Source organism: Microcoleus harperi Pol14_C6, from assembly GCF_036701295.1.
Taxonomy (GTDB): Bacteria; Cyanobacteriota; Cyanobacteriia; order Cyanobacteriales; family Microcoleaceae; genus Microcoleus.
Map to the genome: position 1 here is coordinate 47,094 of NZ_JAUBQN010000016.1, position 24,456 is coordinate 71,549.

Genomic DNA, 24,456 nt, shown 5'->3' on the forward strand with positions numbered 1-24,456 from the left:
CACACAGACACAAATCAGGAGCAAGCACGAGACTTATACAATTTTAGATTTTAGATTTTAAATTTTAGGTTAAATAATTGGGAATTAATGATTAAGCTCGTGCTTTCGAGCTTGGGTACAGTTGCATTCTTTTTTTCAACTCGTATGACGCACTGTTAGCTGAGAATACCTCAGCCATTTTCTTGCTTTGGTGGATTTCCTAGCTCAACCAAACCTAATTCTTCCTTCAAACCTCTTCAGTTCATCAAATACATCCGTTAAATCCCGTACACAATTGGCAGCAGAACATCCATCAATTACATCCGTTAAACCCCGTACACAATTGGTGGCAGAACTTCTCTTTAACAGCTACGCGGAAAATCCCCCGCTTGTCCACACGGATATAGCGAGGGGCGAGAATAGGTATTCTCGGAAAATATAAAGTAGTGGCAGTGGCTTTTGTCCAGCCATTGCCATCTATAGAAGCCATACTGTTTTAGGCTCACAGAAAGATTTCCGAGCCAATTCTCTGCTTGCAGTCAATGCTTGAAGCCAAACCAACCAGTTCAAGCAAGAAGTCAAAGCAAGTCGTAAAAGCCTAGGATTCTTCTTCTTCTCTATCGATTTGGCGCAGGTGAATGTGCTTGCGTCCCAGAGAGATTTCAAATTCATCTCCCGGCTGGAGTTCCATCTGTTTGGTGTAGGCAGCTCCAATCAGTAAGTTGCCGTTAGATTGAACGCTAATCCGATAGCTGGCAGAGCGTCCGCCGCGTCCATTGCCGTTTTGCTTCCCGTCTAGCTGAATGCCTTCTGCATCAATCAGCGCATTCAGGAATTTCATCATGTTGACCCGTTCTACGCCGTTCTTAGTAACGGTGTAGTAGCCACAGGCTCTAGCTTTTTCTTCCTTGGTAAGGTTCTCTAGGTCTTTGACCTTTTTGATCAGATCTTCGCCTTCAAGGGGTTCGATATTTTTCTTTTTAGCCATTTACTGAGTCCTGAAATATTCAACTGGTGTACGGATTTTTTCTCGGTTGGTTTTTGGTTTGACCAAGAAACTTTAGCTTTATAGCTGGTCGTAAAACCATATTACACCGATCGGCTCAATTGTTAACCACTATTATCTAAATATTTTTAACAACCTGTAGTCTTTCTTGAGGAGTAGCTGCAGCCGGTGCGAGCAATCTCTAAACTCGGTAGCATAAGCTATCAGCTATCAGCTAGCTGAATATTTGCCCCGCTCTTAAAATCCCATGAAGTTAACTACACGCGGACACTACAGTGTCAAAGCATTACTGGATCTAAGTTTGCAACCTCGCTATGGCCCGACATCGGTGAAATCGATAGCGAAGCGACAGGAGTTACCCGCTCCGTATCTAGAAAAATTGCTGATTGAAATGCGACGAGCCGGTTTAGTCCAATCTGTTCGGGGTGCCCAAGGAGGATATCAATTAGCCCGCCAGCCAGCTCAAATCTCTTTAGGACAAATCTTAGAGGCTGTAGGTGAAACTATTGAACCTTTACCTCGACATTTTCCCGACGCGACGCAAGCAGAGGACTGGGTAACATTCAGTTTGTGGAACCGATTGCACAAAAAACTTGCCGAAGCGCTGTACAGTATTTCCCTCGAAGACTTATACTATGATGTCCGCAGTTGGCAAGCGGCTCTTGGGGAAGAAACTAGCTTTATCATTTAAATGGTAAGTTCATTCATTCGATCGCCAGCAATCACACATGGACGCAACACTTGTTACTTACTTTGGGGGCTGTCACTGCGGAGCTGTCCGCTTCCGTGTCGCCGTTGACAAACACGAAGCATCAGATTGCAACTGCTCTATCTGCAAAAAGAAGGGATTTTTGCACCTCATTGTGCCGCCGGAACGTTTTACCTTGCTCAGTGGCCAAGATGTTTTGACCACCTATACATTTAATACAGGAACTGCTCAACATAGTTTCTGCGGAATTTGCGGCATTCACTCGTTCTATCGCCCCCGATCGCATCCCGATCAATTCGATGTCAACGTCCGCTGTCTTGACGGCGATGCCATCAAACACTTTGAGATTCTACCCTTTGACGGTGTTAATTGGGAGGAGAACGTACACTTGCTCCGCGACGAAAGTAATCTCAGCAGTTAAAATTGCTGCTAAAAAATTAAAGTGCCCAAAGGTAGCAGCACTTAAAACCTGCCCTACCCTGACGCTCGATCCTGGCCGGATGGACTATCAAGTTTGACAAAATATATAATGATGCCGCATGAATTTCCTGTTTTGATTTTAGCTGCGGTGTTGGATTATTCGATCGGCGATCCTTGGGGTTGGCCACATCCCGTGCAAGCGATGGGTTGGGCGATCGACCGCTATACTCGACTTGTCTTTAATATATGGAATAATCCCGCAGGCAAAATGCCTGAAGCAGCGGATCGTCCCGCTGGCGATCAGCACAAACAGCAGCTACGATGTGCTGGTACAATACTAGCGATCGGGCTGATTGTAGGCAGTTATACTGTCAGTTGGTCGATCGTCCAAGCTGCTAGTTGGGTGCATCCTCTTTTAGGTATTGCCATACAAACCATTTTGCTGGCAAGCTGTTTTGCAGGTCGCAGTTTGAGGGCGGCTGCGGAGGACGTGCTAGCACCTTTAAATGTTGGAGATTTAGTCAAGGCGCGAGAAAGGTTGAGCCTTTACGTCGGCAGGGATACCGAAAACTTATCCGAGCCAGAAATTCTGCGAGCATTGTTAGAAACTGTAACAGAGAATGCAGTCGATGGCGTGACAGCACCGCTATTTTATGCCTTACTTGGGTTCGCTCTGCCGCATCTATTATTAAGTGTTACCGGTTCGCGGATCGATCCTAACTCGATGTGGGCGAGTGCTATAGTCCCCTTGGCGATCGCTTACAAAGCAGCCAGCACATTAGATTCTACGATCGGCTACAAAGAAGCGCCATACACAGATTTAGGATGGTTTAGCGCCAAACTAGAAGACGTGCTGACGTGGATTCCTTGCCGGCTAACAGTGATTACTTTAGCCCTTATATCTGGCAAACCGATTTACATTTGGCAGATTTGTCAGAGAGATGCTGTTAAAGATGCCAGCCCCAATTCCGGTTGGAGCGAGTGCGTTTACGCCGCCATCTTGGGAATACAACTAGGAGGTACTAATTCCTATCGCGGAGTTATCAAACACAAACCGCTGTTAGGCGAGCCGGTTCACCCTATCACAGCGCCGCTAATTTGCCAAGCATTGCAATTAACTCGGTATTGCTTTCTGATTTGGTTGGGACTATCATTGCTTTTTTATACCTTATTAGGTTTGAGCCGCTAACTGATGACCTCAGCCGAACAGTCCAGGAGGCATAAATAACTTATTTCTGTGATTGTTCGTCCTCGGCTAAGCAATCGCAGCATCTGCTTTTCATCCGTTCGGGGTAAGTCCTGCAGAAGACAGAGATCCGCCACCGACAGCAGCAAAAAAAGTTTTGACTTGAGTTCAAACCCCCAGATTCATCTGTCAAGTCAATCTCAAATCTCAAATCTCAAATCTCAAATTGTTCGATATGCCAACAGCCAACAATTAGCTCGCAGCAACCCATGACTAAAATCATCCAAATTTTATCCCCTGATGAAGTGAGGCGCACTCTCACCCGCGTCGCTTCCCAGATTGTCGAAAAATCAGGGAATCCCTCGGAGTTAGTGCTGTTGGGGATTCATAGTAGAGGAGTGCCTTTAGCTCAAATTTTGGCAGATCAAATTGAAGTTCTCGAACAAGTCAAAGTACCCGTGGGAGCTTTAGATATTACCTTTTACCGAGATGACTTGGATCGAGTTGCGATGCGGACACCGGCTAAAACAGAAATTCCTTTCGATTTGACGGGCAAAACTGTGGTGTTGGTAGATGACGTTATATATAAAGGCAGAACGAGTAGAGCGGCTTTGAATGCGGTCAACGATTACGGGCGGCCGGAGAAAATTTGGTTAGCGGTATTAGTCGATCGCGGTCACCGAGAAGTACCGATTCAGCCAGATTTTACGGGTAAAAAATTGCCGACTGCAAAGGAAGAACAAGTTAAGGTTTACGTTCAAGAGCTCGACGGGCGCGACGGAGTGGAGTTAATTAAGGGTTGATACGATTTTAGATTTTAGATTTGAGATTTTAGATTGGGCATAACTGACTGTTAAACAAAGTGCAGCTAAATAAACTAAGTAGGGTGTGCTGTCAGTAGCGCGTCAAACCACTTTTTGCGTCCATCACTGAGCAAAATACTTCGTTTCCGCCCGCTGACAACGCAAAAAACCAGCTTTCTCCAAGAATGGAGGCTTGGGTAAGCAAGCCTCTAGGAAGAAACCTGGTTTTTCGCCGGCGCGCGGAGCGTCGTGATTTATTGAAAATCGGCAGTGCAGGAGTTGAACCTGCCTGGGGCGAATTATGAGTTCGCTGCCTAAACCGCTCGGCCAACTGCCGTTAAATCGATTTATTTGATCTAACTGAAAATGAAGTATAACATAATTTCCCAGTCCGTGCTAGAACTAGAGAACAAAAATCAAAATCTTTAGATCTGCTGAGTCCCGATCGCCTGTTAGCCAATGTGCTGGAGCCGATCGACCGGACAAAGCAGTTTCTAGGGCTCGGCATAAACTTATAGGCAATGGCAGTGAATTCGACGGTAGTGCTGACTCTAATTCTGCTCGCTCTAATGTTTGGAGCAGGCGTGACGAGTTCTGTTTGGGGATTTACTATAGGTCGCGAAGCCTTGCAAGGAACGACTCAACCCGATGTTCGTCCCAGCAACAATGCTGGCAGCGGCAAGCCGGGAACTGTGGCTAGCAAAGACCAAGTGAGCATTTTGAAAGAAAAAGACATTCTCACAACCGTCAAAGCACGGGTAGAAGGTCGCGATCCAGAAAAAACAACGGCCGGGGCAAATACTAAAACAGAGAAGGCAAGCTCTAAACCAGCCGCGGCCAAAAAACCGGCCGCACAAAATGCCAGCGCCAAGTTTCCCCTCAACAGTCGCGACGGGGGAATAACCCTGGAAGTGAGCGCGGCCAGTCAGCGCAACAATTCCATGCTGCTAGACGTGAGCATGAAAAATGAAGGCTCGCAAGCTGTGAGGTTTCTCTACAGTTTCTTGAACGTCACTGACGATCGCGGCCGGGCCCTGAGCGCGACTGCCGAGGATTTGCCGTCGGAACTGCCCCCCAACGGGCAGGTGTTTTACGGTACGGTGAGTATTCCCACAGCTTTGCTGGAAAATGCTAAAGAAGTTTCGCTGACGCTGACAGATTATCCAGGTCAAAAACTTCAGTTGCAAATATCTGGCATTCCAGTGGCGAAGTAAAATAAAAGAAGACCAAACCTGCAGAGGGATTCTCAGGTTTGATCGAGAAAGTTTTTTTAGGGAGCATTGTGTCACTTTTAGGGGCGAGAGTGCAGGAGATATCTGATTTACCCGCGATGAGTTCGACAGAGGTGCTGTCGCGGTTGCTGTCAGTGCTGTTGCTGATTGCGATTAATGCTTTTTTTGTGGCGGCTGAGTTTTCGATGGTGACGGTACGCCGATCGCGCATCAATCAGTTAGTGGAAGCTGGCGACGTTGCAGCTTTAACTGTGCAATCTTTGCAGAAAAGTATCGAGCGATTGCTCTCGACAATGCAGTTGGGAATCACTCTTTCTAGTTTAGCTCTCGGCTGGATTGGGGAAAGTACGATCGCCGTGCTAGTCCGAATGTCGATCGGCTATTTGCCGCTGCCAATTTACATCAAGTCGGCGATCGCCCATTCTTTTAGCATATCAATAGTAACTTTTTTGTTGCTAGCTTACCTGCAAATCGTACTGGGCGAACTCTTTCCCAAATCTGTAGCCTTACTGTATTCCGAACAGCTAGCGAGAACTTTAGGGCCTCCGAGTTTATTGATTGCCCGTGTGTTCAAGCCCTTTGTGTCCTTTCTCAATCAATCTACTCGATCGCTCTTGCGGTTTGCGGGCATCGAATACGATCTAAGGCATCGCCCGGTTACTCCCGAAGAACTGCAATTAATTATAGCTACTTCCAGCGAATCCAGCGGTTTGGAAGCAGAAAAGCGAGAATTGCTCAACAACGTGTTTGAATTTGGCGAAGTTTGGGTAGAAGAAGTAATGGTGCCGAGGCCTAGCATTGTCGCACTTCCCAAGACAGCAACCTTTCAAACTTTGCTCGACGAAATGGCGATTTCTCACCATTCCCGCTATCCCGTGACGGGAGATTCTTTAGACGACATTATCGGCATTATTGGCTTCAAACAACTTGCAAAACCCCTAGCTGAAGGTTTGCTATCTCCCGACACGCCAATTTTACCTTGGATGGATTCGGTGAGGTTTGTGCCGGAGATGATGCTGCTGGGCGAACTGCTGCCTTTGATGCAGAGCTCGTCGGAAGAAATTGCGATCGTAGTCGATGAATTTGGTGGCATTTCCGGGTTAGTTACATTGCGGGATTTGATAGCCGAAATTATCGGCCGCAGCTACGAGTCGCCCGACAGCAAAGAAATTGCTTTGCAAGTATTGGACGATCGCACTTATTTAGTGCAAGCGCAGTTAAATTTAGATGATGTGAATCAAATATTGAATTTGGATTTGCCAGTAACTGACGAATATCAGACAATCGGAGGTTTTTTGAGCTATCAGTTGCAAAGAATGCCTGCTGTGGGGGAAGTTTGGCGCGGCGACAATGTGGAACTTACGGTTGTTTCTGTGTCCGGGCCGCGGTTGGATCAACTTCAAATTCATTTGTTGCAAGGGGCGGCGGGCGATCGCACTTTAGATGAAGTTGCAGCAGCCGATGAGGAAGTTGTGGGGAAAGGGCGAAAGAATAGCGGGTTGAGTAGTGTGGGAAAATTTTCTCATTAAGATTTTGATGAAAAGGGCGATCAAAATAGCGCAACTTTTTATACCAAATCTGAGTTAGCAACCCCGTTTATTCTTTAGTCTCTTAGAGAGAAACGAGAGTTTAGGGAGAAGCAATTTCAACCGCAGGCTCGGAATACTGTTTAAGCGTAAGGCACGGGATCTTTTAACCCCAATTCCGCAAAAGCCGCCAGCCGCAGCCGACAAGAATCGCAAACGCCGCAGGCATTTTCTCCGCCTGCGTAGCAAGACCAAGTTTGCTCCCAAGGTACTCCTAATTGGTTGCCTAATTGAATAATTTCTGTCTTTTTAAGTTCAATCAAAGGTGTGATAATATTAATAGCATTTCCTTCTCTGCCCTGCTTTGTTCCTAACCGAAATACTTCCTGCATGGCTTGGATGTAATCGAGGCGACAGTCGGGATAGCCGGAATAGTCTAAAGCGTTGACGCCGATGTAAATGCGATCGGCTTCTAGAGTTTCTGCGTAGGCGAGGGCAAAACTGAGAAAGATCGTATTTCTAGCAGGAACGTAGGTAATTGGGATGTTTTGAGACATTTCTGCAAGATTGCGATCGATCGGCAATTCCATCTCATTATCCGTCAATGCCGAACCGCCCCAAAGCGTCAGGTCAAAGTTTACTATCTGATGTGCCTTAACGCCTGCAGCAAGTGCGATCGTCCTTGCTGATTCCAACTCCCGCCGATGTCTTTGCTTGTAGTCAAAGGAAATAGCGTAACACTCGCAGCCGTCGGCTTTGGCTTGATACAAAACAGTTGAGGAATCTAGCCCTCCCGACAATAAAATAACTGCTTTCACTTAAAACATCCTGAATAAAATTAGCTTTTATATTTATATCAAATTAGTCGCTAATTGACAATAATAATAGTTGTGTATAACATCTAAATGTAGCTTAGGCACTGCACAGCTTACCTACAAATTAACTGGTTCCTAGGCTCTGCCTAGGAACCGAGATCTAGAGGCTCTGCCTCGCATTACGGTCAGGAAAAGTGGAGGCAGAGCCTCCAGATTATACGTTACCAGGCAGAGCCTAGTAACGAGTACAAAGAAAATTCGTCTTTTGTGGAACAGGCATCTTGCCTGTTCTTGATATTGGTGCAAAATGTCAGATTTAAATTCGTAACAAGTCATCTAGTTCGCGGTAATCGGGCAAAGTTGTATCAATTTTAACGCCCTGTCGCAAAACTTTGCGATCGCCTTGCGGTCTAGATAACAATTCGCTGAAATTCCGCGCCTTAAACAAAATCAAATCAGCAGGTAAACCCACTGCAATTCGTCCTAAATTCGGCAATCCCATTAAATCGGCTGGAGTCTTTGTAACAGCACAGGGCCAGTCTCCATAGGGCCTATCTAAATGAGCGATGCGGACTGCCATATTAAAAACTTCCAAAACATCATGGTCGCCAAATCCGTAAAACGGATCGCGACAATTGTCGCTAGCAACTGCAACGGGAATTCCTGCTGCTTTGAGTTCGTGCAGCAGTGTCACTCCCCGCCAGCGCGGTGTATGCTGAGATTCTCGGTCTTGCAGGTAAAGGTTGCACATCGGCAAGCTGACAATGCCAATATTTGCTTCCTTGACTAATTCCAGAGTTTCTGTTACTAAATCAGACGGTTGTACGGCTAAACTACAGCAGTGTCCGCCGATTATTTGACCCCCAAATTCATGGCGGATGGCGGTTTTTGCGACTTCCCGCAATGTTACTGAATCTGGATCGTCGTTTTCGTCGGTGTGGAAGTCGAGGTTTAAATTTCGTTCTTTGGCTAAGGCAAAAACTCGATCGAGTTGTTTGTCTAAGTCGGGGTTCATGTAGGCGACGCCGCCGAGAATGCCGCCGATTTGGGCAATGCGATCGGCTAGTTTTTCGCCTGCGGGTGTCAGGTAATAGTCGAGGGAAACCAAGGAAGCTGCTTGCAAGATCAGCCGATCGCCCCATTCGGCTTGCAGCGCTTCAAATACTTCTAAACTAACGGTTCCCTGTTCCCCGGCGCTGTCGATGTGAGTGCGGATGGCCTTGGTTCCGTGGGCGTAGCTGCACTTGAGGCCGAACTGCATCCGCCGGTAAACATCCTCTGCATTCCAGTTTTTTTGGGCATCAGCGCCTACCGCTTCGATCGCGCTGGCAAAAGTTCCATCGGGATTGGGCGATCGTTCCCAAATGTGGCCTTTGTCTAAATGGGTGTGCATATCCACAAAACAAGGCCAGATTAAGCCCCCCTGCAAATCTACAACCGGGATATTTTCAGAGGAGGATACAGGTTTTGTAGCTGCTGGGATGATTTGGGCGATCGTACCCGCTGCAATTTCGATATCCACCGCACATAAATTGTTCTCACTCCCCGTTGTCGCCACAGTAGAAGCTGAGGGCGCGATCGATTTCATCTCTAGAAGAGACGCGGGTACGCGACCATTTTTGAGCAAATAATTAGATGTACTTGGCAACATTAATTTTGTGAGTTAGTATTTTGTGGATAATTACTGGCTACCAGTTGTAACTATAACAAGCCTTGCAGGAATTGTGAATATCTCTCTTTTCCTCTTTCTCTCTTTTCTAGATTCTCTACGCCCTCTGCGCCCTCTGCGGTTAGTTAAACAAATATCATGCAGAAAGAAAATATAAAGGCTAGAGAAACTTGGATTAAATAGGTAGCTTTGCTGTTGGTACTTACGCCCTAATCACTGAAGCACTTATGCAAAATTTTTATATTTTCAGGACAGCGCGAAAATCAGCGTCACGAGTTTGGCTATGCCGGATACTTCCACAGCCTGAATCCTTTTGCTATCATAAATCACTGCTTCAAATTGCAATTTCACTTTCAATTAACAGCAGCATCCATAGCAATATCCCAAAAAAACTGTGTCAAAACCCAAGCATATAGTTTTAACATCCCATCCCGACAGATCTGGCACAAAACCTCATCCCATTTACTGGGGAGAAATCGATCCGCTAAAACGGGGGCCTGTGATTGGCAGCCTCACCAAATCGTCTCACCGGAATGCGATCGGCACTCATTCGGGTTCCTACTCTGTTTATCGCGCGCTAGCAGTGGCTTCCGGGGCTCTCCAAGCAGATCACCGCCCCGATTTTACCAACACCTCTCCGGCCGCACATATCGGGCCGCACCCGAGTTGGGGCGATCACAATTTGATTGTTTCTCTCGATCCCTTTGGGGGTTTAGTCAGCGAAGTTTATACTTCATTTATCCAGCAGGGATATGATATTCGCCCGACAATTGCGGTCACTAAAGCTCACATTAATATGCCGGAATTGCAAGATGCTATCGCTAAGGGGCGAGTGCAAATTGATGGCAAAATAGTCAAAGCAGGTGGCAATTTAGCAGTAACTAAAATTGCGATCGACCCGGTTTGGTATTTGCCGGGAATTGCTCGGCGGATTGGGGTTCAAGAAAGCGTCCTCCGCCGTGTCCTGTTCGAGCAAACAGGCGGAATGTTCTCGGATTTAGTGACGCGGCCAGACTTACACGTTTTCTTGCCACCAATTGGCGGAACTACGGTTTATATTATTGGCGATGTCGCGAATATTTCTGACCCGGATAAGCAGTTGGCGGTACGGGTACATGATGAATGCAACGGTTCTGATGTCTTCAGTTCCGATATCTGCACTTGTCGCCCTTATTTGGTACACGGGATGGAAATTTGCATCCAAACGGCACAATCAGGCGGTTCTGGGGTAATAGTTTACTTCCGCAAGGAAGGGAGAGCTTTGGGGGAAGTGACTAAGTTTTTGGTGTACAATGCCAGAAAACGGCAGGAAGGCGGCGATCGCGCTGATGCCTATTTTACGCGCACTGAATGTGTTGCGGGAGTTCAAGATATGCGGTTTCAAGAACTAATGCCAGACGTGCTGCACTGGTTGGGGATCTCTCGAATTGACAGTTTAGTTTCTATGAGCGATATGAAATACAATGCGATTATCAATTCTGGCATTCAGGTAATCGATCGCATCCCCATTCCAGAAGATTGGATTCCCGCAGACGCACAAGTCGAAATCGTCGCCAAAAAAGCCGCCGGCTACTACACGCCAGACCCGGTGCCAGATGCTACAATTCTTGCAGAAGCGATCGGACGCGATTTAGGAGATTAAGAGGGCAAAGACGCGACCGATGGGATGCGAACAATCGCGTCTTTGCTAAATAAAATTTATTGCTGGTTTTTGATCAGTCAGGGTAGGTTATGGCTAATTTGCGTTCTAGTGTGATCGTAAAAACAGATATTTGCGGATATACCGCAAGAGTCAAAAAATTATCTCAGTCGGACTTGAGTAGTTTGTTAAACGAGCATAAAAATTTTGTTTCAGATATTAGCGCCAGAAATGAAGGCAGCGTAATTAAAGGGGAAGGTGATTCATTTTGGATAATTTTCCCCAGCGTCACAGCAGCGGCAGTAGCAGCCATAGAAATGCAGCAAGAATTGAGAGCGCAACAATCTAGCAAGGCGAACGACGAACGATTGGCTATTCGCGTGTCGATTACATTAGGAGATGTCTTGCATCAAGATAAAGATATCTTTGGCGATACGGTAAATTTAACAGCGCGCATAGAATCAGTAACTCCGCCGGATGAAATATATTTGTCCCAAGCAGCATGGTTGGCGCTCAACAAAGCAGAAGTGCAAACATCTTTTGTCAACGAGTTTTCTTTGAAAGGGATGAGCGAACCTGAAAAAGTCTACAAAGTTGACCAAAGTTATAAAACGCGAATTATCAAGAATCAAGCAATAATTAAAGCTGATTTGAGAGGTTTTATTGCTTATCAAGAATCTAATTCTATCAAAGATGTTGAATATTTGCTCACCAACTTTGATACTTTTGAAAAAACAATTTGCGAAGAATACGGCGGCACAATTCGGAGTATTGTTGGGGATTCGCATTTGTTGACTTTTCCGGAAGCTCACTCAGCCTTAGCGGCAATGGAAAGTCTGTGCGAGAATTGGAAACTTTTTATTAATGCCAATCAAATACCTTGTGGCTTGTCGGTGGGAGTTGCTAAGGGAAATCTATATATATTTAGGTCTTGTACTTACGGAAAAGATATTCACATAGCCGACAGGCTGGAAGATTTAAGTAAAATAGTATCTCCGGGAAAAGAAAAAAACTCGGTGATAGTTTCCGATCACATAAAACGCGAAGTCAGCGGGTCGAAGTGGGAATATAAGCTGATCAAAATCGATAAAAATGCGATTTTAGATAATCTTTTAGATTACAGTCAGTTTGACTTTTTTCAAGAAAACGATGTTTACCGCTGTTTAGTTGTATGAAGTTGCACAATATTGAACTTGAGACTGTAGAATATCTGAGAACGCCGGCTGCTATTCGCCAAAAGTGCGATCGGCTTTTTGATTTAGCCCGCCTAGACAAACTCCGCTACTTCCGCGTCGATTTATCCCAACTCGACAACGCAGCAAATTATGTAATTGATACAACGCGCCAACAGTATCCCGATTTTAACATTCCCTTTCACAGTCGCTGGCGACATTTTGAGGCCGGCAACTTGTCGCGACTCGCCGAATTGGATGCAGCTTTAGCGGAATTTGCACTCATAGAGCAAGCTAAGATCAAATTTGATTTAGCAATTATCAGCGTTTTGCTCGATGCCGGTGCTGGTGCAGATTGGCAGTATTGTGAACCTGGAACCGGACAGGTTTACCGCCGTTCTGAAGGGTTAGCAATAGCCAGCTTGCGGATGTTTTGTCAAGGTGTTTTTTCCAGCAATCCCGATTTTCGTTGGCAAGCGGATTATCGCGGACTTTCTCAATTAAAACTCGAAACCTTAGCTGCGGGATTTCAGGTAAGTCGAGACAATCCGCTAGTGGGTTTAACAGGCAGATTAGAATTATTGCAGCGTTTGGGAAAGGCGATTTGCCAACATCCATTATTATTTGGTAGCGCCAACCCGCGTCCCGGCAATTTGGCAAAATACTTGCTCGACAGTCGGGTTTCTGGAGTCAACACTGTAAAGGCTGCTGAAGTATTGAGCGCTGTTTTGACAGGTTTTGGGGAAATTTGGCCGGGAAGATATGCAATTGGTGGCGTTAATTTAGGCGATGTTTGGCGGCATCCGGCTTTAACAGGAGAAAATCTGGCAGATGAATTCGTGCCGTTTCACAAACTGTCGCAGTGGTTGACTTATTCGCTGTTGGAACCGCTGCAAGAACTCGGTTTAGAAGTCGCCGGATTGGATGAGTTAACGGGATTGCCGGAGTACCGCAACGGCGGTTTGTGTTTGGATATCGGGCTGCTGCGGGCAAAAGATTCGGCTATTTTTGAGCAGAGTTACTTGCCGGGTTCGGAAGTTATAGTAGAATGGCGATCGCTGACTGTGAATCTTTTAGATAAAATTGCAGCAGCTATTCGAGAAAAGCTGCATTTGAGTGCGACAGAATTGCCGCTGGTGAAGATTTTGCAAGGAGGAACTTGGGCGGCGGGGCGGAAAATTGCGGGCGAATTGAGGGCTGGTGGAGTGCCGCCAATTCTGATTGAAAGTGACGGCACTGTGTTTTAGAGGGAAGAAGGAAGAAGGAAGAGGGAAGTTCGGCAACGGATTCTATAACGGATGTCACGGATGCCAGGAAGAAGGAAAAGGGAAGAGGGAAGAAGCAAGAAGGAAGAGGGAAATTTATCCCCTCTTCCGACTTAAAATTCAAAATTCAAACCTGAGAACTATACCTCACACTACACTCCCAACAAGCTGCTTAGCGGCAAGTGCGATATTTGACGTGATAAACTAAACCGCGATGAGCCAAATCGAAGGAGTCAACGGTGGCCATGCCGGCACCGCGGGCTGTCATTGCAGCATTTACTCTCATATTTACACTGTCGCCGCAGCGAGACCAAACATTAGCTACAGTGGCTAAGCTATCTCGAACATTGTAGTTAGTTTCGCCGCTGAGATTCCGATTAAAAACTGGGCCGCGGGCTCCAGCGAAAAAGTATTCTGCTCGCAGGTTGCCTGTGGTTTTAGGAGCCACGTAGCCGCGGTAATCAGCATCGTAGATAGAAATTTGGTAGCCTTGGGGTACTTTGATGGGAATGCTCAGATTGCAGCTTTTCCGGCTTTCTGTGGAGACATTTCCCAGGGCTGCAAACTTATCAAATAGGATGGTGAGTTCTTGACCGTCGGGGCTGACGCTGACGCTGGCGGAGCGATCTGGGCAACCGCTACCGCCGTAGCTTGCACCTAAAATTTGAACGGTAGGATTAGCCAAAGCGGGGCTGATAGAAGCAGTCATTAATGCCGTAGCTAGCAATAGTTTTACAAACTTCATGGATGTTCTCCTTAATAGTTCATTTGTGTGTTAGGAGCACCCTAAAAAATTGGAACTGAATTTAGGTAATGTTTTTTATACTTGGATAGAGCCACCTTCATGTGGAAAGATGAAAAGCAAGTCAAGCCAAGCTTATGACCTCATGTGCAGTTCCTATTCAGGTTTTTTCGATTAGTGAATTAATCGAAAAAAATATTTTCTGCTGATACTTCTTAAGATTCATATCTGTTGGTAAAAGTTCCGGAAGATTTCGGGGCGAAACTCCGGATCTGTGTGAATCGGCTTGGATGGAGCACGAGACAGCGAAACCAGTGGGGAGGGTTTTGGGCGCGGATCTGCGTTCTTAGGAAGAGTGCAGGAAGGAGAGAAACGAGATAATGACATATTTGTCTATTTTCCAAACTCGCCTACTTAGTGTCGCCCTGGGCGGACGAAAGGCAATTGTAGGGGCGAATTTTATTCGCGCGGTATTCGTGTTTTCAATAGGGGTTTGATATAAGTATTCCAGGACGCAGGGACTGCAGAAACCGGTTTTTTTTGCGTCAAGAATGCCTCAATGGCTGATAAGTTAGAATAAAGCAAATTAATTATTCAAAAAAATGAGTGCTAAAGTTACTGTCATCGACCATCCTTTGATACAGCACAAGTTAACTCTCATGCGGCAAACTCAAACGAGCACGGCGAAATTTCGCCAACTGCTGAAAGAGATTGGGATGCTGCTAGCCTATGAAGTGACGCGAGATTTGCCGCTAAAATACGAACAAATAGAAACGCCGATCGCCAAAATGAATGCACCGGTGCTGGCTGCAGAAAAGAAAATTGTTATTATTTCGATTATGCGTGCCGGTCAGGGACTGTTAGATAGTATTTTAGAACTGATTCCGTCTGCGAGGGTAGGACATATTGGTTTGTACCGCGATCCGACAACTCGGATGGCGATCGAATATTATTTCAAAGTTCCCCAGGATATCGAACAGCGAGATGTTTTAATTGTCGATCCGATGCTGGCTACTGGTAATTCAGCAGTGGCGGCAGTGGATAGGCTGAAAGAAGTTAATCCAAAGTCTATTAAATTTTTGTGCTTGCTGGCGGCACCGGAGGGACTTAAGCACTTTCACGAACAACACCCTGACGTGCAGATTTATACGGCTGCTGTTGACGAGTGTTTGGACGAGCACGGGTATATTGTACCCGGACTCGGAGATGCGGGCGATCGGCTTTACGGCACTATGTGAATTCAATAAAATTATTTTCTGCTGTATATGCCAATACATTCATTTAACAGTAAGTTTTATAACATAAGTAGTGGTTTGATAGTGGCAGACAATGTAAATTGTAAGATTTTAATGTCAGGGAAAGCCTATATATAGCAAGGGTTGTAGGATTTTCTTAGGTTTAATTCGTAAATTGCATTATCTCAATGTATTTACTGCATCTTATGGGTAAAATCTCTGCCTTTAGTGTAATTAATCGCAAGAATTAGTTCATAAAATAGATGTATGATGCTAACCGTTTGCGATCGACTACTAACATTTTTTGACGAGGGAAAAAACAATGGAGACTACAGCACAGAAAGAAGCCGCAACTCAGCCTGTTGAGGAAGTGAAAATTCAGAATATCAACAGTTTGGAGTTTGAGCTTTGGGCTAAAGCAGTGAAACGCCAGATGATTGCAGCACTCTCTAAAAAGGGCGCGATTTGAGAGATATGGGTTTTTCGCGTGCAACTTGTGTTAATTAAATTAACAAAATTTTTGTCTGCATTGTTGTCCAAGAGCGATAAGTGGGGAGGGGAAGAGTTTTGAGATTGCGCCTCTTTCGGAGTTGCGGGAGGGGGAGAAGAAAGCTTTTTCCTTATTCCTAGTTTTGGACGCACGGGTGGAAGGAAACCGGGTTTTTTTACGAAAATACTTCTGTTGCAATCGGCAGAAACGGTAAAAAACCCCGGTTTCTTTGTGTCAAGAGTCCCTCCGGGACTGTTCTATCTGCCGAATGCTTTCTGCCAGATTACGATCGCTTGTCAACCGCCGCCAGCAAGCGCAGGCTTCCGTCTTGAACCTGCACTGCTTTCACCGTTCCCACAGCAACTCTTTGTTGACCGTTAGCCATCGCTACCTCAATCTTAATCTTGGGGTCAGCCAGTAATCCCAGCCGCCCCCAGAGCCACTTAACTTGAGTAGCAGGAAAAGAGCGCACTTCTACATCTGAAAAAGGCGAATTAACCCAGCGGCTACCGTCGTAAAAACTCGCTACTTGCACCTGATACCAAACTTGTTCTGCAGCCAATTTTAACTCGTTGTTCGGTTCGGGTTCCAGCCACTCAGCGGGATTGACACTGTTAATTAAAGTAGCAGAACCCATAATTTGACTTTTGTGGGCTTCTAAACTTTCAGCCTGAGAAACTGCTTCCTGAAGTTTGTTGACCAAATTCCGAATTCGACTTCTTGTTTCGCTGTCAGTATCTGATTGCTGGTCGAGCCAATTCATCGCCTCGCGAGCTCCGTCTTGAGAAGCTACAATCAGGGCGCCCCAAGCCTTGACATCGGCGTCAGCGGCATTCACTCTCAAGGCGGCGTCTATGCGGTTCCAGATCCGCCCGCTGTCATTTTTGAGGGTTGTGGCTATTTCGTTACTGTTGCTCGGATCGGCTTCAAATACTTGCAAAGCTTCGGCCCAGCGGCCGTCGATCAATTCTGCGAGAACTTGTTGACCGGGACTGGCCCAAGATGCGATCGCCTGAGCCCGAGTAATTTTAGCGTGAAATTCGATCGTTTCTAGCTGAGCTTGCGCGACTGCGGGCCAATTTTTGCCAGCTTTCCCCTTCGCCACACGCATAACATTTAATGCTGGAGACCACAGCCCGCTTTTGGCAAGTCGCAGCCCATTTTTGTAAGTCTCGTCATTGAAAGCAATTTCTTCTAAAGAAATCGCCGTTAACTGAACGGGGTTCGGCAAAAATTTGCGCGGCCCAATTTGATAAAGGGTAAATTGCGGCTCTAAACCAACTGTTTGGTCGATCGCCAATTGTGGGTTTTCCCCCTTAACAATTTGCTGCCAATTCGGCGGTTGTCCGGCCGCACTCGCCCACTCCAACAGCGGCATTAAATGATTTTGGCTGGGGTTGTAGCGAACGACTTGTCCGTAGGGAATTTTCCTGTCGCCCCGCTTTAGTTGACCGCTGACATTAAACCAAATGCCAGATGCGGGGGGCTTTCCGTCAAAGCGGCGCAGTTCTGTTAGGGGTAGGGACTGATTCGAGGCTTGATTGTCAGATGTAGAGTCAGCTAAAGAAGTAATGACAAAAGATTCCGCCGGGCCTTCTACGTTCACAGAACTTGCTAACTGAAAATACTGCTCTTTATCGGAACTGCGATCGGGCAACTGCACCCGCTTGTACACCCGAAGTTCGACAATTTGACGGCAAGGATTTTTGCAAACAGTAGAAGCCTTAACAGTTCTTTCTACCATCACCGGCAAGAGCAAATCAGAAATAGAATTATCGCGAGATTGATCGACGGGAAGCGGCAGGGCTTCTCCGGTTACGAATCCCAATTTGCGGATGCTGCCTTTGATTTGATCGAGAGTTTGGATCGAATCTCTGCTACCTGTAGGCAGGCGCGACCATTCCGGCACAAACTGAGAGATCAACCTGTTGCCATTGGGATCGACAATTAGCTGATAACTCAGCCAAGCGCCGCCTCCCATCAAAGCTGCACAGCCAGCCAAGACGCTGAGGGCTGTCAAATTAGCTACCAGTCTTTTCCAGGGATATCGGGCGCGAGTTCGGGGAGTAGGTATTGGAAGCTGGGACTCTTGAAGATTTTTGGGGCGTCGGGTTTGGCGACGGCGTCTTGTCGGAGGAGGAGCAACTTTTCGATTTTCTGGGGGTAAGGCTCGATTTTTTGAGGGGTTAATTTTGTGTTCCATCATCCCATTTTAGAATTTAGATTTTAGAATTTAGAGTTTAAAATTGCAATAGCCGATCGTACTGCCGACCTATGATATCCCAAGTGTATTGGCTTTCCACGAGCGATCGAGCGTTGACAGAGAGCTCCTGTCTTAGCTGCTGATTTTCAAACAAATTGGTAATCGCCTCAACATACTCCTGAACTTTGTTCGCCCGCAAGGCCCTTCTCGGTTGTGGGCCGCCATTGACGGCTAAACCCTCCAAACCTCGATCGCTGGCAACGACGGGGGTTCCCGCAGCCATCGCCTCCAAAGTTTTATTTTTAATCCCAAAACCTATCCGCATCGGCACCACACAAACAGCAGCTTGATGCAAATATTCTGCCACCCTTTGCACCCGACCTACTACTTGAATTCCGGGGAGTTTCCCCAAGGCGAGCACTTCGGGGACTGGCGAAGCCCCGACTAGGGTGAGGGTAGCATCGGGATAGCGCTGCTGCAAAGGCGGCAGTATTTGCAAACTGAGAAACCGCGCCGCGTCAATATTGGGCAAATTGTTCATTGCGCCTGCAAAAATTAAAGTATGTCCTCCCGGATCGATCGACCGGTACGGGAATTGGGTTAAATCTACGCCGTTAGGAATTACATCTATGGAAGGTACAAAAAAATCTTGTTTTCCTCGCACCTGAACCGGAGGCAACAGTAATTCTAGGAGTTGCTCTCTGTCTGTGGATGTGGTCGCAACAATGCGGGAGAATTTGGAACAGTAGCGTTTTTCGTAGCGGGCGAGTAGCGGTAAATTTAGTCGATCGCGCAGGGGTTTTTCCGAGGTGCCGGTTGCTAACATTTCCCTGCAAGTTCCCCAAACGGAACTGTGAATGTTTGCCACTGTCAGCAGTTTTTGCCGCCATTCTGGACGCACGTAAATCTCATTAACGCTGTGTTCGCAGGTGACTGCATCGCATTTGCCTGATGTTACCAATTCGTCTGCCCAATTCTGCATTGCTTGGGAGTAGCTTGAGAGTACGTTGGGAGGTGTACCCGACTGCAAAAATCGACCAAATCTGTGGAATTTTCCTATTATTTTAGAGAACCCCCCCTCAGTCCCCCCCTTATTAAGGGGGGGAGGTAAAAATCCTTCCTCAGTCTCCTGGTGGAGTCTTAGCCCCCCCTTAGCAAGGGGGGGTTGGGGGGGTGTCTGCGGATGGGGAAAAACTGCCAATTCTGCAACTTGCTGCCGCAATGTGTCGATTTGTGCATCGGTGACATCGGGCGATCGCACAGTGCCGAGAATTACCTCATGCCGCTGGCTCAAGTATTGTAATAAATTAAACGTCCTCACCTGAGTTCCTCCGCGGCTTGGCGGATAGGGAAAAGTCGAGGAAAGCATCAAAATCTTCATGGGATGTGGAATAAATTAAAGTTGCCGCTTGCGCGATAAAATTGATTGATTAAATCTTTTTAACAATCTTCGCACCTATGGACGAATTATCTGTTAAGGCGCTGCTCGAAGACTTGAAAAAGTCCGACGAAATCGTGCGGGATCGGGCAACTACAGAACTCTGGCGCACTTGGTTTAACCAGAAAGGTGACTATGGGATGCAAATTCTCAGGCGATCGCAAGTTTCGCTGGATGCAGGCGATGTTCACCACGCTTTGGATTTGCTGACGAAACTGATTGCGGAAGCGCCGGATTTTGCTGAAGCTTGGAACCGACGCGCCGTACTTCACTATACCCAAGGAAATTATAAAAAGTCGATCGACGACTGCCAAATCGTCCTCAAACTGAACCCGGTGCATTTTGGGGCGCTGCACGGTCTTGGTTTGTGCTACGCTGCGTTGGGAGAATACATAAATGCTATTCAAGCTTTTCGTCGCGCTTTGGAAATTCAACCGTTTGCTTTGGTGAATCAAAAGTTAATTCTCGAATGTACGGCTCGTTTGAGTTAAAATCAATTGTGGAGTGAAGGAAGTTCGGCAACAGATGTAACGGATGTAACGGATATCAGGAAGAAGGAAGAAGGAAGAAAATTTAGGAAGAAGGAAGAAGGAAGAAAATCAATGGTTTCAGGATTTTTTTGCAATCTTAAATCTCAAATCTCAAATTGTCTAAGTTAGTGCCGAAAATTAGCGTTTGCATTCCTACTTGCAATCGAGTGCATCTACTGGCTTTTGCGATCGCCAGCGTGCTAGATCAAACTTATACAGATTTTGAATTAATTATCTGTGATGACGGTTCTACTGACAGCACTCCACTGTTGATGTCGGAATTTGTCGATCGCGGGATTCGCTACATTCGCCACCCGCAGAATATTGGCAAGAGTAATAATATGCGATCGGGCTTTGCGGCAGCAAGGGGTGAGTATTTTATTAAGTTTGACGATGACGATCGCCTGAGCGCACAATTTCTAGAGCGGACATCTGCTATTTTAGATAAAGACCCCAGTATCGATTTTGTCAGTACAGATCACTGGGTGATCGACATTAACAATTATATTGACGAAAGTCAGACGAAACTCAATTCGCAGCGCTGGGGGCGCACCGAGTTATCGCCGGGAATTATTGAAGATTTGCTTTCCACAGTTTTTCTGAGACAGAGTTTGCAAATAGGGGCAACTTTGTTTCGCCACCACGCGCTGGAAGAAGTCGGATTTCTGCGGCCGAATTTGCAAAATTGCGAAGATAACGATTTGTTTGTGAGACTTGCGATTGCTGGCAAAAAGTGCTATTACTTGCCGGAGCTGTTGATGGAGTATCGAGTTCATGCAGGACAGCAAGGAGTCGATCGGGCAATTCCGTATTTAAGCGATAAATTGCGCTATTTGATCGGCTACGAGTTTGATTCCGAGAAGTTGGAAACAGTCAGGCTCCAAAGGATTGCCGAAACTCAATTAGCGCTAGGTTTGCGACTGATTGAGGTGGGTGAAACTGCAAAAGGGCGCCTGATGGTGCGAGCTGGAAAGTCTGTTTCTGAGGCGAAAATGTGGGCTGGTTTGGGATTGTCGCTGCTGCCCGTTGAGTTGCGTCGAATGGCGTTTGCGGCTGTACGGGAGTTGTTAAAACGGGAGTTGTGAAGGCGTAGGATTTCTACAGAATACGCGGCGGTTGAAACCGCGTCTATACACACAAAACTCACAAGGCAAGGGTTGAAAAGTCGGGGGTTAAAATTACGTTTATACAGACAAAACCCACCGAAACAGGTTTATTAAATTCTTGATTTTCTTGAGTCCCCCTCTGCTGGGACGAGGGGCAAGTGTAGGCGAGGTTTTAACCGCCGAGTCTTCTGGCGTGTCGGTTTACAACCAGAAATTATCCGATTGATATAGCGGGTAGCCACGGAATATCTGTAACGCCTGGGTCGTAGCCAAGTTGTTTGAGTAGTGTGGTAATTTGCCCTCTATGGTGAGTTTGATGATTGAACATATGTGTCACCAGAACCCAAGTCGGTAGCACGCGGCATTTACCGTCTACATTGCTGGTGTACTCAAACGGTTGACTCAACCAGTCAGAATTAAGGTGTCTAGACCATTCTATAATTTGCCGATCCGTTGTCTCCCGTTCTGCTCTCAAAACCTCAAAGTCAGCATACAGTTCTTGACCGATAACGGTAGCAGAAAATGGGTGAAGAGTGAAACGACCCATCCATGCTTTGTCACCATACAGTAAGTGATTCAAAGTGCCATGAATCGACTTGAAAAAGGCACCCATATCCTGTTTGCGCTGTTCATCAGGAATTGCCGAGCAGACCGAATATAGATTTTGATTCATCCAGCAATTGTACTCAGCCATTAGCTGGTAGTAGCTACCGTCGTACATACTCAAAACACAATCACATAGTTTGAACAACTTACATTATACAAATACGTCTTTCACAATACTCCTGACTCTAATTGGTCTAGATAAATAAACTCAGGAGCTTTAACTCCGGCTTCTTCTCTAATTTTAACCAGTCTAGGCGACTCAAAAAACGCCCTAGCATCTGCGATTGATGTCCACGCGGAGAAATGAACAATTTTGTTGGGTTCATTGTCATACTTCAAGACCTGATAGGAGCGCTCGCCAGCTTCTTTTCGGATGCTTTCAGCACGATCGAATACCTGTTTCCAAGCTTCATAATTTTCTACTTCATGAATAATTAATACATATTGCATAGTAATCAGATTCTCTGAGCCTCTCAAAACTTCAAACGACTAATTTTATTAGACTAACTCACTTTGTCGCCAAAGCCGACCACATGAGAGGAGTAAATTATAGCGTAGCGACGGTTGAAAATCCTCCCAACACCGAACAGAGCGATCGCGCTTTCCACTAAAGTAGTAAACAGTGCCTGATGTAAATAAGTTTTTCCTAAATATCGTGTCTATATTTTCTGAAGTTCCGACTGTGTGGTTGCAAATTTCCCTCGTGGGAGTCTGGCTGGGTGTGATTTTACTGGTAGCTGAGGGCTTAAATCGCTTTACTTCTGTCGATGCTGAGGTATCGCGGAAGGTGGTGCACATCGGTACTGGAAATGTGATTTTGCTGGCGTGGTGGCTGGAAATACCCGGTTGGGTGGGGATTTCGGCGGGGGTTTTAGCAGGTGCGATCGCCCTAGTTTCTTACCAAGTTCCGATTTTGCCCAGTCTTAACAGTATCAACCGGAAGAGTTTGGGGACTTTTTTCTATGCTGTTAGTATCAGCGTTCTCGTAGCTTGGTTTTGGCCGCTACAGCATCAGGAGTACGCTGCTTTGGGCATTTTAGTCATGACTTGGGGCGACGGATTGGCTGCTGTCATCGGCCAGAAATACGGGAAACATATTTATCGAGTTGGGGGAATTCAGAAGAGTTGGGAAGGTTCTGCAACTATGTATTTGGTGAGTTTTGCTGTTAGCAGTTTGATTTTGCTGGCGGTTCAAGGCGCAGTTTGGCAAACTTGGGCTGTGTCGGCTGTTGTAGCTTTAGCTGCTGCTATTCTGGAGTCGGTTTCTAAGCTGGGAATTGACAATCTGACTGTGCCGATCGGCAGTGGGGCGATCGCCTTTTTCCTAAATCAATTTTTGATAATTGGTAATGTGTAATCTGAACTTACCCCCAGGGGCGGCGTTGCTGGATACAGGTATGAATTCAAGATTTCGCAATTGCTATAAGCCCGTTTGAGGGTGAGTTTTGTAAATTCCAGCGAAAAGGTAATTCATACCGTGAATCAGCAACGCCAATTATCAATTGTCTAAGTCTCCTTAAAGCAGCCGACGTGCTTGTAAAATTTGTTGTTGCCATTGCTCGAAAGCGGGGATTTTTGAGCGATCGTCTGTTGGAAACATCGCCCTTATTTGCTCCATCAGCTCGATCGCCAGCGGTACGCCAAGCTGCAATTGTTCCAAGACATCCCGCTGAGCAAAAACGGTTTCCGGTGTTCCTTCTAAAATCAATTTTCCCCGATCCATTACAAACACCCAATCAGCCCAGCGGTAGATGAAATCGAGGTCGTGACTTGCTAAAAGGATAGTGGTTCCGGCGCTGTGAATTTGTTGAAGTAAACCGATCAGTTGTCGGGTGTGACGCGGATCGAGATAGGCGGTAGGTTCATCTAGCAGCAGCAGTTTGGGCTTGAGAACCATGATATCGGCGATGGAAACCCGCTTTTTCTGGCCCAAACTGAGATTGTGAATTGGTTCGCGGGCGAGTTCGCTTAGATCGAATTGCTCGATCGCCTGCTGTACCTTTTGAGCAATTTCGGATTCTGTCAAGCCTAAATTGTACAATCCATAGGAAATATCTTCTTCTACCGTCGAAGCTACTAATTGATGTTCAGGATTTTGAAATACGAGTCCGATTTGTTGGCGCAGTTGGATCAAAGATTTGCGATCGTAGCGAAAGGGTTCACCTTGCCAGCTAATGATTCCCTGTTGCGGTTGATACAAGCCATTTGCTAACAGAAAAAAGGTAGTTTTGCCACAGCCATTTTGACCGATCAGCCCGCATCGTTTCCCGGCGGGGACTTTGAGGTTTAAATCATGAATTGCCGATCGAGAACCGCAGGGGTAGGAGTAGGAAGTGCGATCGAATTCGAGAATCCATTGAGACATATTTGTTATTTGTTATTTGTTATTTTTTAAGCTAATACGCATTTAAATTGCATGGTAAAATAAATTTTCCTTCTTGTGGGGTGGGCATCTTGCCCGCCCTCAAACAATTTAAATGCACAACAGCTTATAGCCTTGTTCCCAGGCAGAGCCTGGGAATAAATACCCGGAGGCTCTGCCTCCAATTACTGCTTACCAATGAATGATTACCGATTACCGATTACCGATTTCCATTGTATAGCAATCCTTGCAGGAGTCGTCAACTTTTTACCCCACCCCAACCCTCCCCTTATCAAGGGGAGGGAGTAAGAAATTCACAAATG

The 24,456-nt window shown here is 46.3% G+C and carries 24 protein-coding genes and 1 tRNA gene; 14 read left to right on the top strand and 11 right to left on the bottom strand.

Features of this window, described 5'->3' with window-relative positions; genetic code table 11:
- Positions 1–292: 292 nt before the first annotated feature.
- Both QUA27_RS13280 and QUA27_RS13285 read right to left on the bottom strand, forming a co-directional pair.
- A complete protein-coding gene (locus tag QUA27_RS13280; protein WP_333068476.1) occupies positions 293–469 on the bottom strand; it encodes a hypothetical protein in 177 nt (58 codons plus the stop codon).
- A gap of 108 nt (positions 470–577) precedes the next feature.
- A complete protein-coding gene (locus tag QUA27_RS13285; protein ID WP_015179394.1) occupies positions 578–967 on the bottom strand; it encodes an AbrB/MazE/SpoVT family DNA-binding domain-containing protein in 390 nt (129 codons plus the stop codon).
- A gap of 265 nt (positions 968–1,232) precedes the next feature.
- On the opposite strand from QUA27_RS13285, the gene QUA27_RS13290 reads away from it, so the two are divergent.
- The 4 genes from QUA27_RS13290 to pyrR all read left to right on the top strand — a co-directional run bounded on the left by QUA27_RS13290 (position 1,233) and on the right by pyrR (position 4,103).
- Positions 1,233–1,676, top strand: coding sequence for an Rrf2 family transcriptional regulator (locus QUA27_RS13290; protein WP_333068477.1), 444 nt, complete (start codon positions 1,233–1,235; stop codon positions 1,674–1,676).
- A 37-nt stretch (positions 1,677–1,713) separates the two neighbouring features.
- Positions 1,714–2,115 carry a GFA family protein gene (locus tag QUA27_RS13295; protein ID WP_333068478.1) on the top strand — a complete coding sequence of 134 codons (402 nt, stop codon included), beginning with the start codon at positions 1,714–1,716 and terminating at the stop codon, positions 2,113–2,115.
- A gap of 108 nt (positions 2,116–2,223) precedes the next feature.
- Positions 2,224–3,303 carry an adenosylcobinamide-phosphate synthase CbiB gene (gene cbiB / locus QUA27_RS13300; protein WP_333068479.1) on the top strand — a complete coding sequence of 360 codons (1,080 nt, stop codon included), beginning with the start codon at positions 2,224–2,226 and terminating at the stop codon, positions 3,301–3,303.
- A 266-nt stretch (positions 3,304–3,569) separates the two neighbouring features.
- The gene (gene pyrR, locus QUA27_RS13305) at positions 3,570–4,103 is read left to right on the top strand and encodes a bifunctional pyr operon transcriptional regulator/uracil phosphoribosyltransferase PyrR (protein ID WP_333068480.1); all 534 of its coding nucleotides are present in this window, start codon (positions 3,570–3,572) and stop codon (positions 4,101–4,103) included.
- Positions 4,104–4,367: 264 nt separating this feature from the next.
- On the opposite strand, the gene QUA27_RS13310 is transcribed toward pyrR, so the two are convergent.
- A tRNA-Ile gene (locus QUA27_RS13310) sits at positions 4,368–4,440 on the bottom strand.
- 184 nt (positions 4,441–4,624) lie between these two features.
- Here QUA27_RS13310 and QUA27_RS13315 point away from each other — a divergent pair.
- Entirely contained in the window at positions 4,625–5,317 is a 693-nt protein-coding gene (locus tag QUA27_RS13315) for a hypothetical protein (RefSeq protein WP_333068481.1), read from the top strand.
- A gap of 116 nt (positions 5,318–5,433) precedes the next feature.
- Positions 5,434–6,864, top strand: a complete 1,431-nt coding sequence (locus QUA27_RS13320) for a hemolysin family protein (RefSeq protein ID WP_333068482.1) — start codon at positions 5,434–5,436, stop codon at positions 6,862–6,864.
- 140 nt (positions 6,865–7,004) lie between these two features.
- Here QUA27_RS13320 and queC read toward each other — a convergent pair whose 3' ends face one another.
- Together queC and QUA27_RS13330 are read right to left on the bottom strand one after the other, a co-directional pair.
- On the bottom strand, positions 7,005–7,679 hold the full coding sequence (queC, locus tag QUA27_RS13325) for a 7-cyano-7-deazaguanine synthase QueC (protein ID WP_333068483.1): 675 nt from the start codon (positions 7,677–7,679) through the stop codon (positions 7,005–7,007).
- A gap of 313 nt (positions 7,680–7,992) precedes the next feature.
- The gene (locus QUA27_RS13330; protein ID WP_333068484.1) at positions 7,993–9,327 is read right to left on the bottom strand and encodes a cytosine deaminase; all 1,335 of its coding nucleotides are present in this window, start codon (positions 9,325–9,327) and stop codon (positions 7,993–7,995) included.
- A gap of 412 nt (positions 9,328–9,739) precedes the next feature.
- On the opposite strand from QUA27_RS13330, the gene QUA27_RS13335 reads away from it, so the two are divergent.
- The 3 genes from QUA27_RS13335 to QUA27_RS13345 all read left to right on the top strand — a co-directional run bounded on the left by QUA27_RS13335 (position 9,740) and on the right by QUA27_RS13345 (position 13,403).
- Complete coding sequence (locus QUA27_RS13335; RefSeq protein ID WP_333068485.1) at positions 9,740–10,987, top strand: GTP cyclohydrolase II; 1,248 nt, start codon at positions 9,740–9,742, stop codon at positions 10,985–10,987.
- An 89-nt stretch (positions 10,988–11,076) separates the two neighbouring features.
- Positions 11,077–12,159, top strand: a complete 1,083-nt coding sequence (locus tag QUA27_RS13340) for an adenylate/guanylate cyclase domain-containing protein (RefSeq protein ID WP_333068486.1) — start codon at positions 11,077–11,079, stop codon at positions 12,157–12,159.
- A complete protein-coding gene (locus QUA27_RS13345) occupies positions 12,156–13,403 on the top strand; it encodes a URC4/urg3 family protein (RefSeq protein ID WP_333068487.1) in 1,248 nt (415 codons plus the stop codon). The genes QUA27_RS13340 and QUA27_RS13345 overlap by 4 nt, the downstream gene beginning before the upstream one ends.
- Before the next feature lie 190 nt (positions 13,404–13,593).
- Here QUA27_RS13345 and QUA27_RS13350 read toward each other — a convergent pair whose 3' ends face one another.
- Positions 13,594–14,166 carry a DUF4360 domain-containing protein gene (locus QUA27_RS13350; RefSeq protein ID WP_333068488.1) on the bottom strand — a complete coding sequence of 191 codons (573 nt, stop codon included), beginning with the start codon at positions 14,164–14,166 and terminating at the stop codon, positions 13,594–13,596.
- 599 nt (positions 14,167–14,765) lie between these two features.
- Between QUA27_RS13350 and upp the strand changes: the two genes are divergently transcribed.
- On the top strand, positions 14,766–15,401 hold the full coding sequence (gene upp, locus QUA27_RS13355; protein ID WP_333041182.1) for a uracil phosphoribosyltransferase: 636 nt from the start codon (positions 14,766–14,768) through the stop codon (positions 15,399–15,401).
- 319 nt (positions 15,402–15,720) lie between these two features.
- Positions 15,721–15,867, top strand: coding sequence for a hypothetical protein (locus QUA27_RS13360; protein WP_333041181.1), 147 nt, complete (start codon positions 15,721–15,723; stop codon positions 15,865–15,867).
- A gap of 304 nt (positions 15,868–16,171) precedes the next feature.
- Here QUA27_RS13360 and QUA27_RS13365 read toward each other — a convergent pair whose 3' ends face one another.
- Both QUA27_RS13365 and QUA27_RS13370 read right to left on the bottom strand, forming a co-directional pair.
- Complete coding sequence (locus QUA27_RS13365; protein ID WP_333068489.1) at positions 16,172–18,094, bottom strand: hypothetical protein; 1,923 nt, start codon at positions 18,092–18,094, stop codon at positions 16,172–16,174.
- 34 nt (positions 18,095–18,128) lie between these two features.
- A complete protein-coding gene (locus QUA27_RS13370; protein ID WP_333068490.1) occupies positions 18,129–19,472 on the bottom strand; it encodes a glycosyltransferase family 4 protein in 1,344 nt (447 codons plus the stop codon).
- Between the two features lie 77 nt (positions 19,473–19,549).
- On the opposite strand from QUA27_RS13370, the gene QUA27_RS13375 reads away from it, so the two are divergent.
- Both QUA27_RS13375 and QUA27_RS13380 read left to right on the top strand, forming a co-directional pair.
- A complete protein-coding gene (locus QUA27_RS13375; protein WP_333068491.1) occupies positions 19,550–20,020 on the top strand; it encodes a tetratricopeptide repeat protein in 471 nt (156 codons plus the stop codon).
- Between the two features lie 167 nt (positions 20,021–20,187).
- Positions 20,188–21,144: a glycosyltransferase family 2 protein gene (locus tag QUA27_RS13380; protein WP_333068536.1), complete on the top strand. Its 957-nt coding sequence runs from the start codon at positions 20,188–20,190 to the stop codon at positions 21,142–21,144.
- Positions 21,145–21,379: 235 nt separating this feature from the next.
- Here the strand turns inward: QUA27_RS13380 and QUA27_RS13385 are convergent, their stop codons facing one another.
- Both QUA27_RS13385 and QUA27_RS13390 read right to left on the bottom strand, forming a co-directional pair.
- Entirely contained in the window at positions 21,380–21,859 is a 480-nt protein-coding gene (locus QUA27_RS13385) for a DinB family protein (RefSeq protein WP_333068492.1), read from the bottom strand.
- An 80-nt stretch (positions 21,860–21,939) separates the two neighbouring features.
- Positions 21,940–22,221: a putative quinol monooxygenase gene (locus tag QUA27_RS13390; protein WP_190733824.1), complete on the bottom strand. Its 282-nt coding sequence runs from the start codon at positions 22,219–22,221 to the stop codon at positions 21,940–21,942.
- A gap of 205 nt (positions 22,222–22,426) precedes the next feature.
- Here QUA27_RS13390 and QUA27_RS13395 point away from each other — a divergent pair, with 205 nt between their 5' ends.
- Complete coding sequence (locus tag QUA27_RS13395) at positions 22,427–23,128, top strand: diacylglycerol/polyprenol kinase family protein (RefSeq protein WP_333068494.1); 702 nt, start codon at positions 22,427–22,429, stop codon at positions 23,126–23,128.
- 159 nt (positions 23,129–23,287) lie between these two features.
- Here the strand turns inward: QUA27_RS13395 and QUA27_RS13400 are convergent, their stop codons facing one another.
- Entirely contained in the window at positions 23,288–24,136 is an 849-nt protein-coding gene (locus QUA27_RS13400) for an energy-coupling factor ABC transporter ATP-binding protein (protein ID WP_333068495.1), read from the bottom strand.
- Positions 24,137–24,456 lie beyond the last annotated feature (320 nt).

Bases quoted from the DNA above. Each gene is read 5' to 3' on its own strand.
- QUA27_RS13280 (WP_333068476.1), bottom strand. From the start codon at position 469: ATGGCTTCTATAGATGGCAATGGCTGGACAAAAGCCACTGCCACTACT.
- QUA27_RS13285 (WP_015179394.1), bottom strand. From the start codon at position 967: ATGGCTAAAAAGAAAAATATCGAACCCCTTGAAGGCGAAGATCTGATC.
- QUA27_RS13290 (WP_333068477.1), top strand. From the start codon at position 1,233: ATGAAGTTAACTACACGCGGACACTACAGTGTCAAAGCATTACTGGAT.
- QUA27_RS13295 (WP_333068478.1), top strand. From the start codon at position 1,714: ATGGACGCAACACTTGTTACTTACTTTGGGGGCTGTCACTGCGGAGCT.
- cbiB (WP_333068479.1), top strand. From the start codon at position 2,224: ATGATGCCGCATGAATTTCCTGTTTTGATTTTAGCTGCGGTGTTGGAT.
- pyrR (WP_333068480.1), top strand. From the start codon at position 3,570: ATGACTAAAATCATCCAAATTTTATCCCCTGATGAAGTGAGGCGCACT.
- QUA27_RS13315 (WP_333068481.1), top strand. From the start codon at position 4,625: ATGGCAGTGAATTCGACGGTAGTGCTGACTCTAATTCTGCTCGCTCTA.
- QUA27_RS13320 (WP_333068482.1), top strand. From the start codon at position 5,434: ATGAGTTCGACAGAGGTGCTGTCGCGGTTGCTGTCAGTGCTGTTGCTG.
- QUA27_RS13330 (WP_333068484.1), bottom strand. From the start codon at position 9,327: ATGTTGCCAAGTACATCTAATTATTTGCTCAAAAATGGTCGCGTACCC.
- QUA27_RS13340 (WP_333068486.1), top strand. From the start codon at position 11,077: ATGGCTAATTTGCGTTCTAGTGTGATCGTAAAAACAGATATTTGCGGA.
- QUA27_RS13345 (WP_333068487.1), top strand. From the start codon at position 12,156: ATGAAGTTGCACAATATTGAACTTGAGACTGTAGAATATCTGAGAACG.
- QUA27_RS13350 (WP_333068488.1), bottom strand. From the start codon at position 14,166: ATGAAGTTTGTAAAACTATTGCTAGCTACGGCATTAATGACTGCTTCT.
- upp (WP_333041182.1), top strand. From the start codon at position 14,766: ATGAGTGCTAAAGTTACTGTCATCGACCATCCTTTGATACAGCACAAG.
- QUA27_RS13360 (WP_333041181.1), top strand. From the start codon at position 15,721: ATGGAGACTACAGCACAGAAAGAAGCCGCAACTCAGCCTGTTGAGGAA.
- QUA27_RS13365 (WP_333068489.1), bottom strand. From the start codon at position 18,094: ATGATGGAACACAAAATTAACCCCTCAAAAAATCGAGCCTTACCCCCA.
- QUA27_RS13370 (WP_333068490.1), bottom strand. From the start codon at position 19,472: ATGAAGATTTTGATGCTTTCCTCGACTTTTCCCTATCCGCCAAGCCGC.
- QUA27_RS13375 (WP_333068491.1), top strand. From the start codon at position 19,550: ATGGACGAATTATCTGTTAAGGCGCTGCTCGAAGACTTGAAAAAGTCC.
- QUA27_RS13385 (WP_333068492.1), bottom strand. From the start codon at position 21,859: ATGGCTGAGTACAATTGCTGGATGAATCAAAATCTATATTCGGTCTGC.
- QUA27_RS13390 (WP_190733824.1), bottom strand. From the start codon at position 22,221: ATGCAATATGTATTAATTATTCATGAAGTAGAAAATTATGAAGCTTGG.
- QUA27_RS13400 (WP_333068495.1), bottom strand. From the start codon at position 24,136: ATGTCTCAATGGATTCTCGAATTCGATCGCACTTCCTACTCCTACCCC.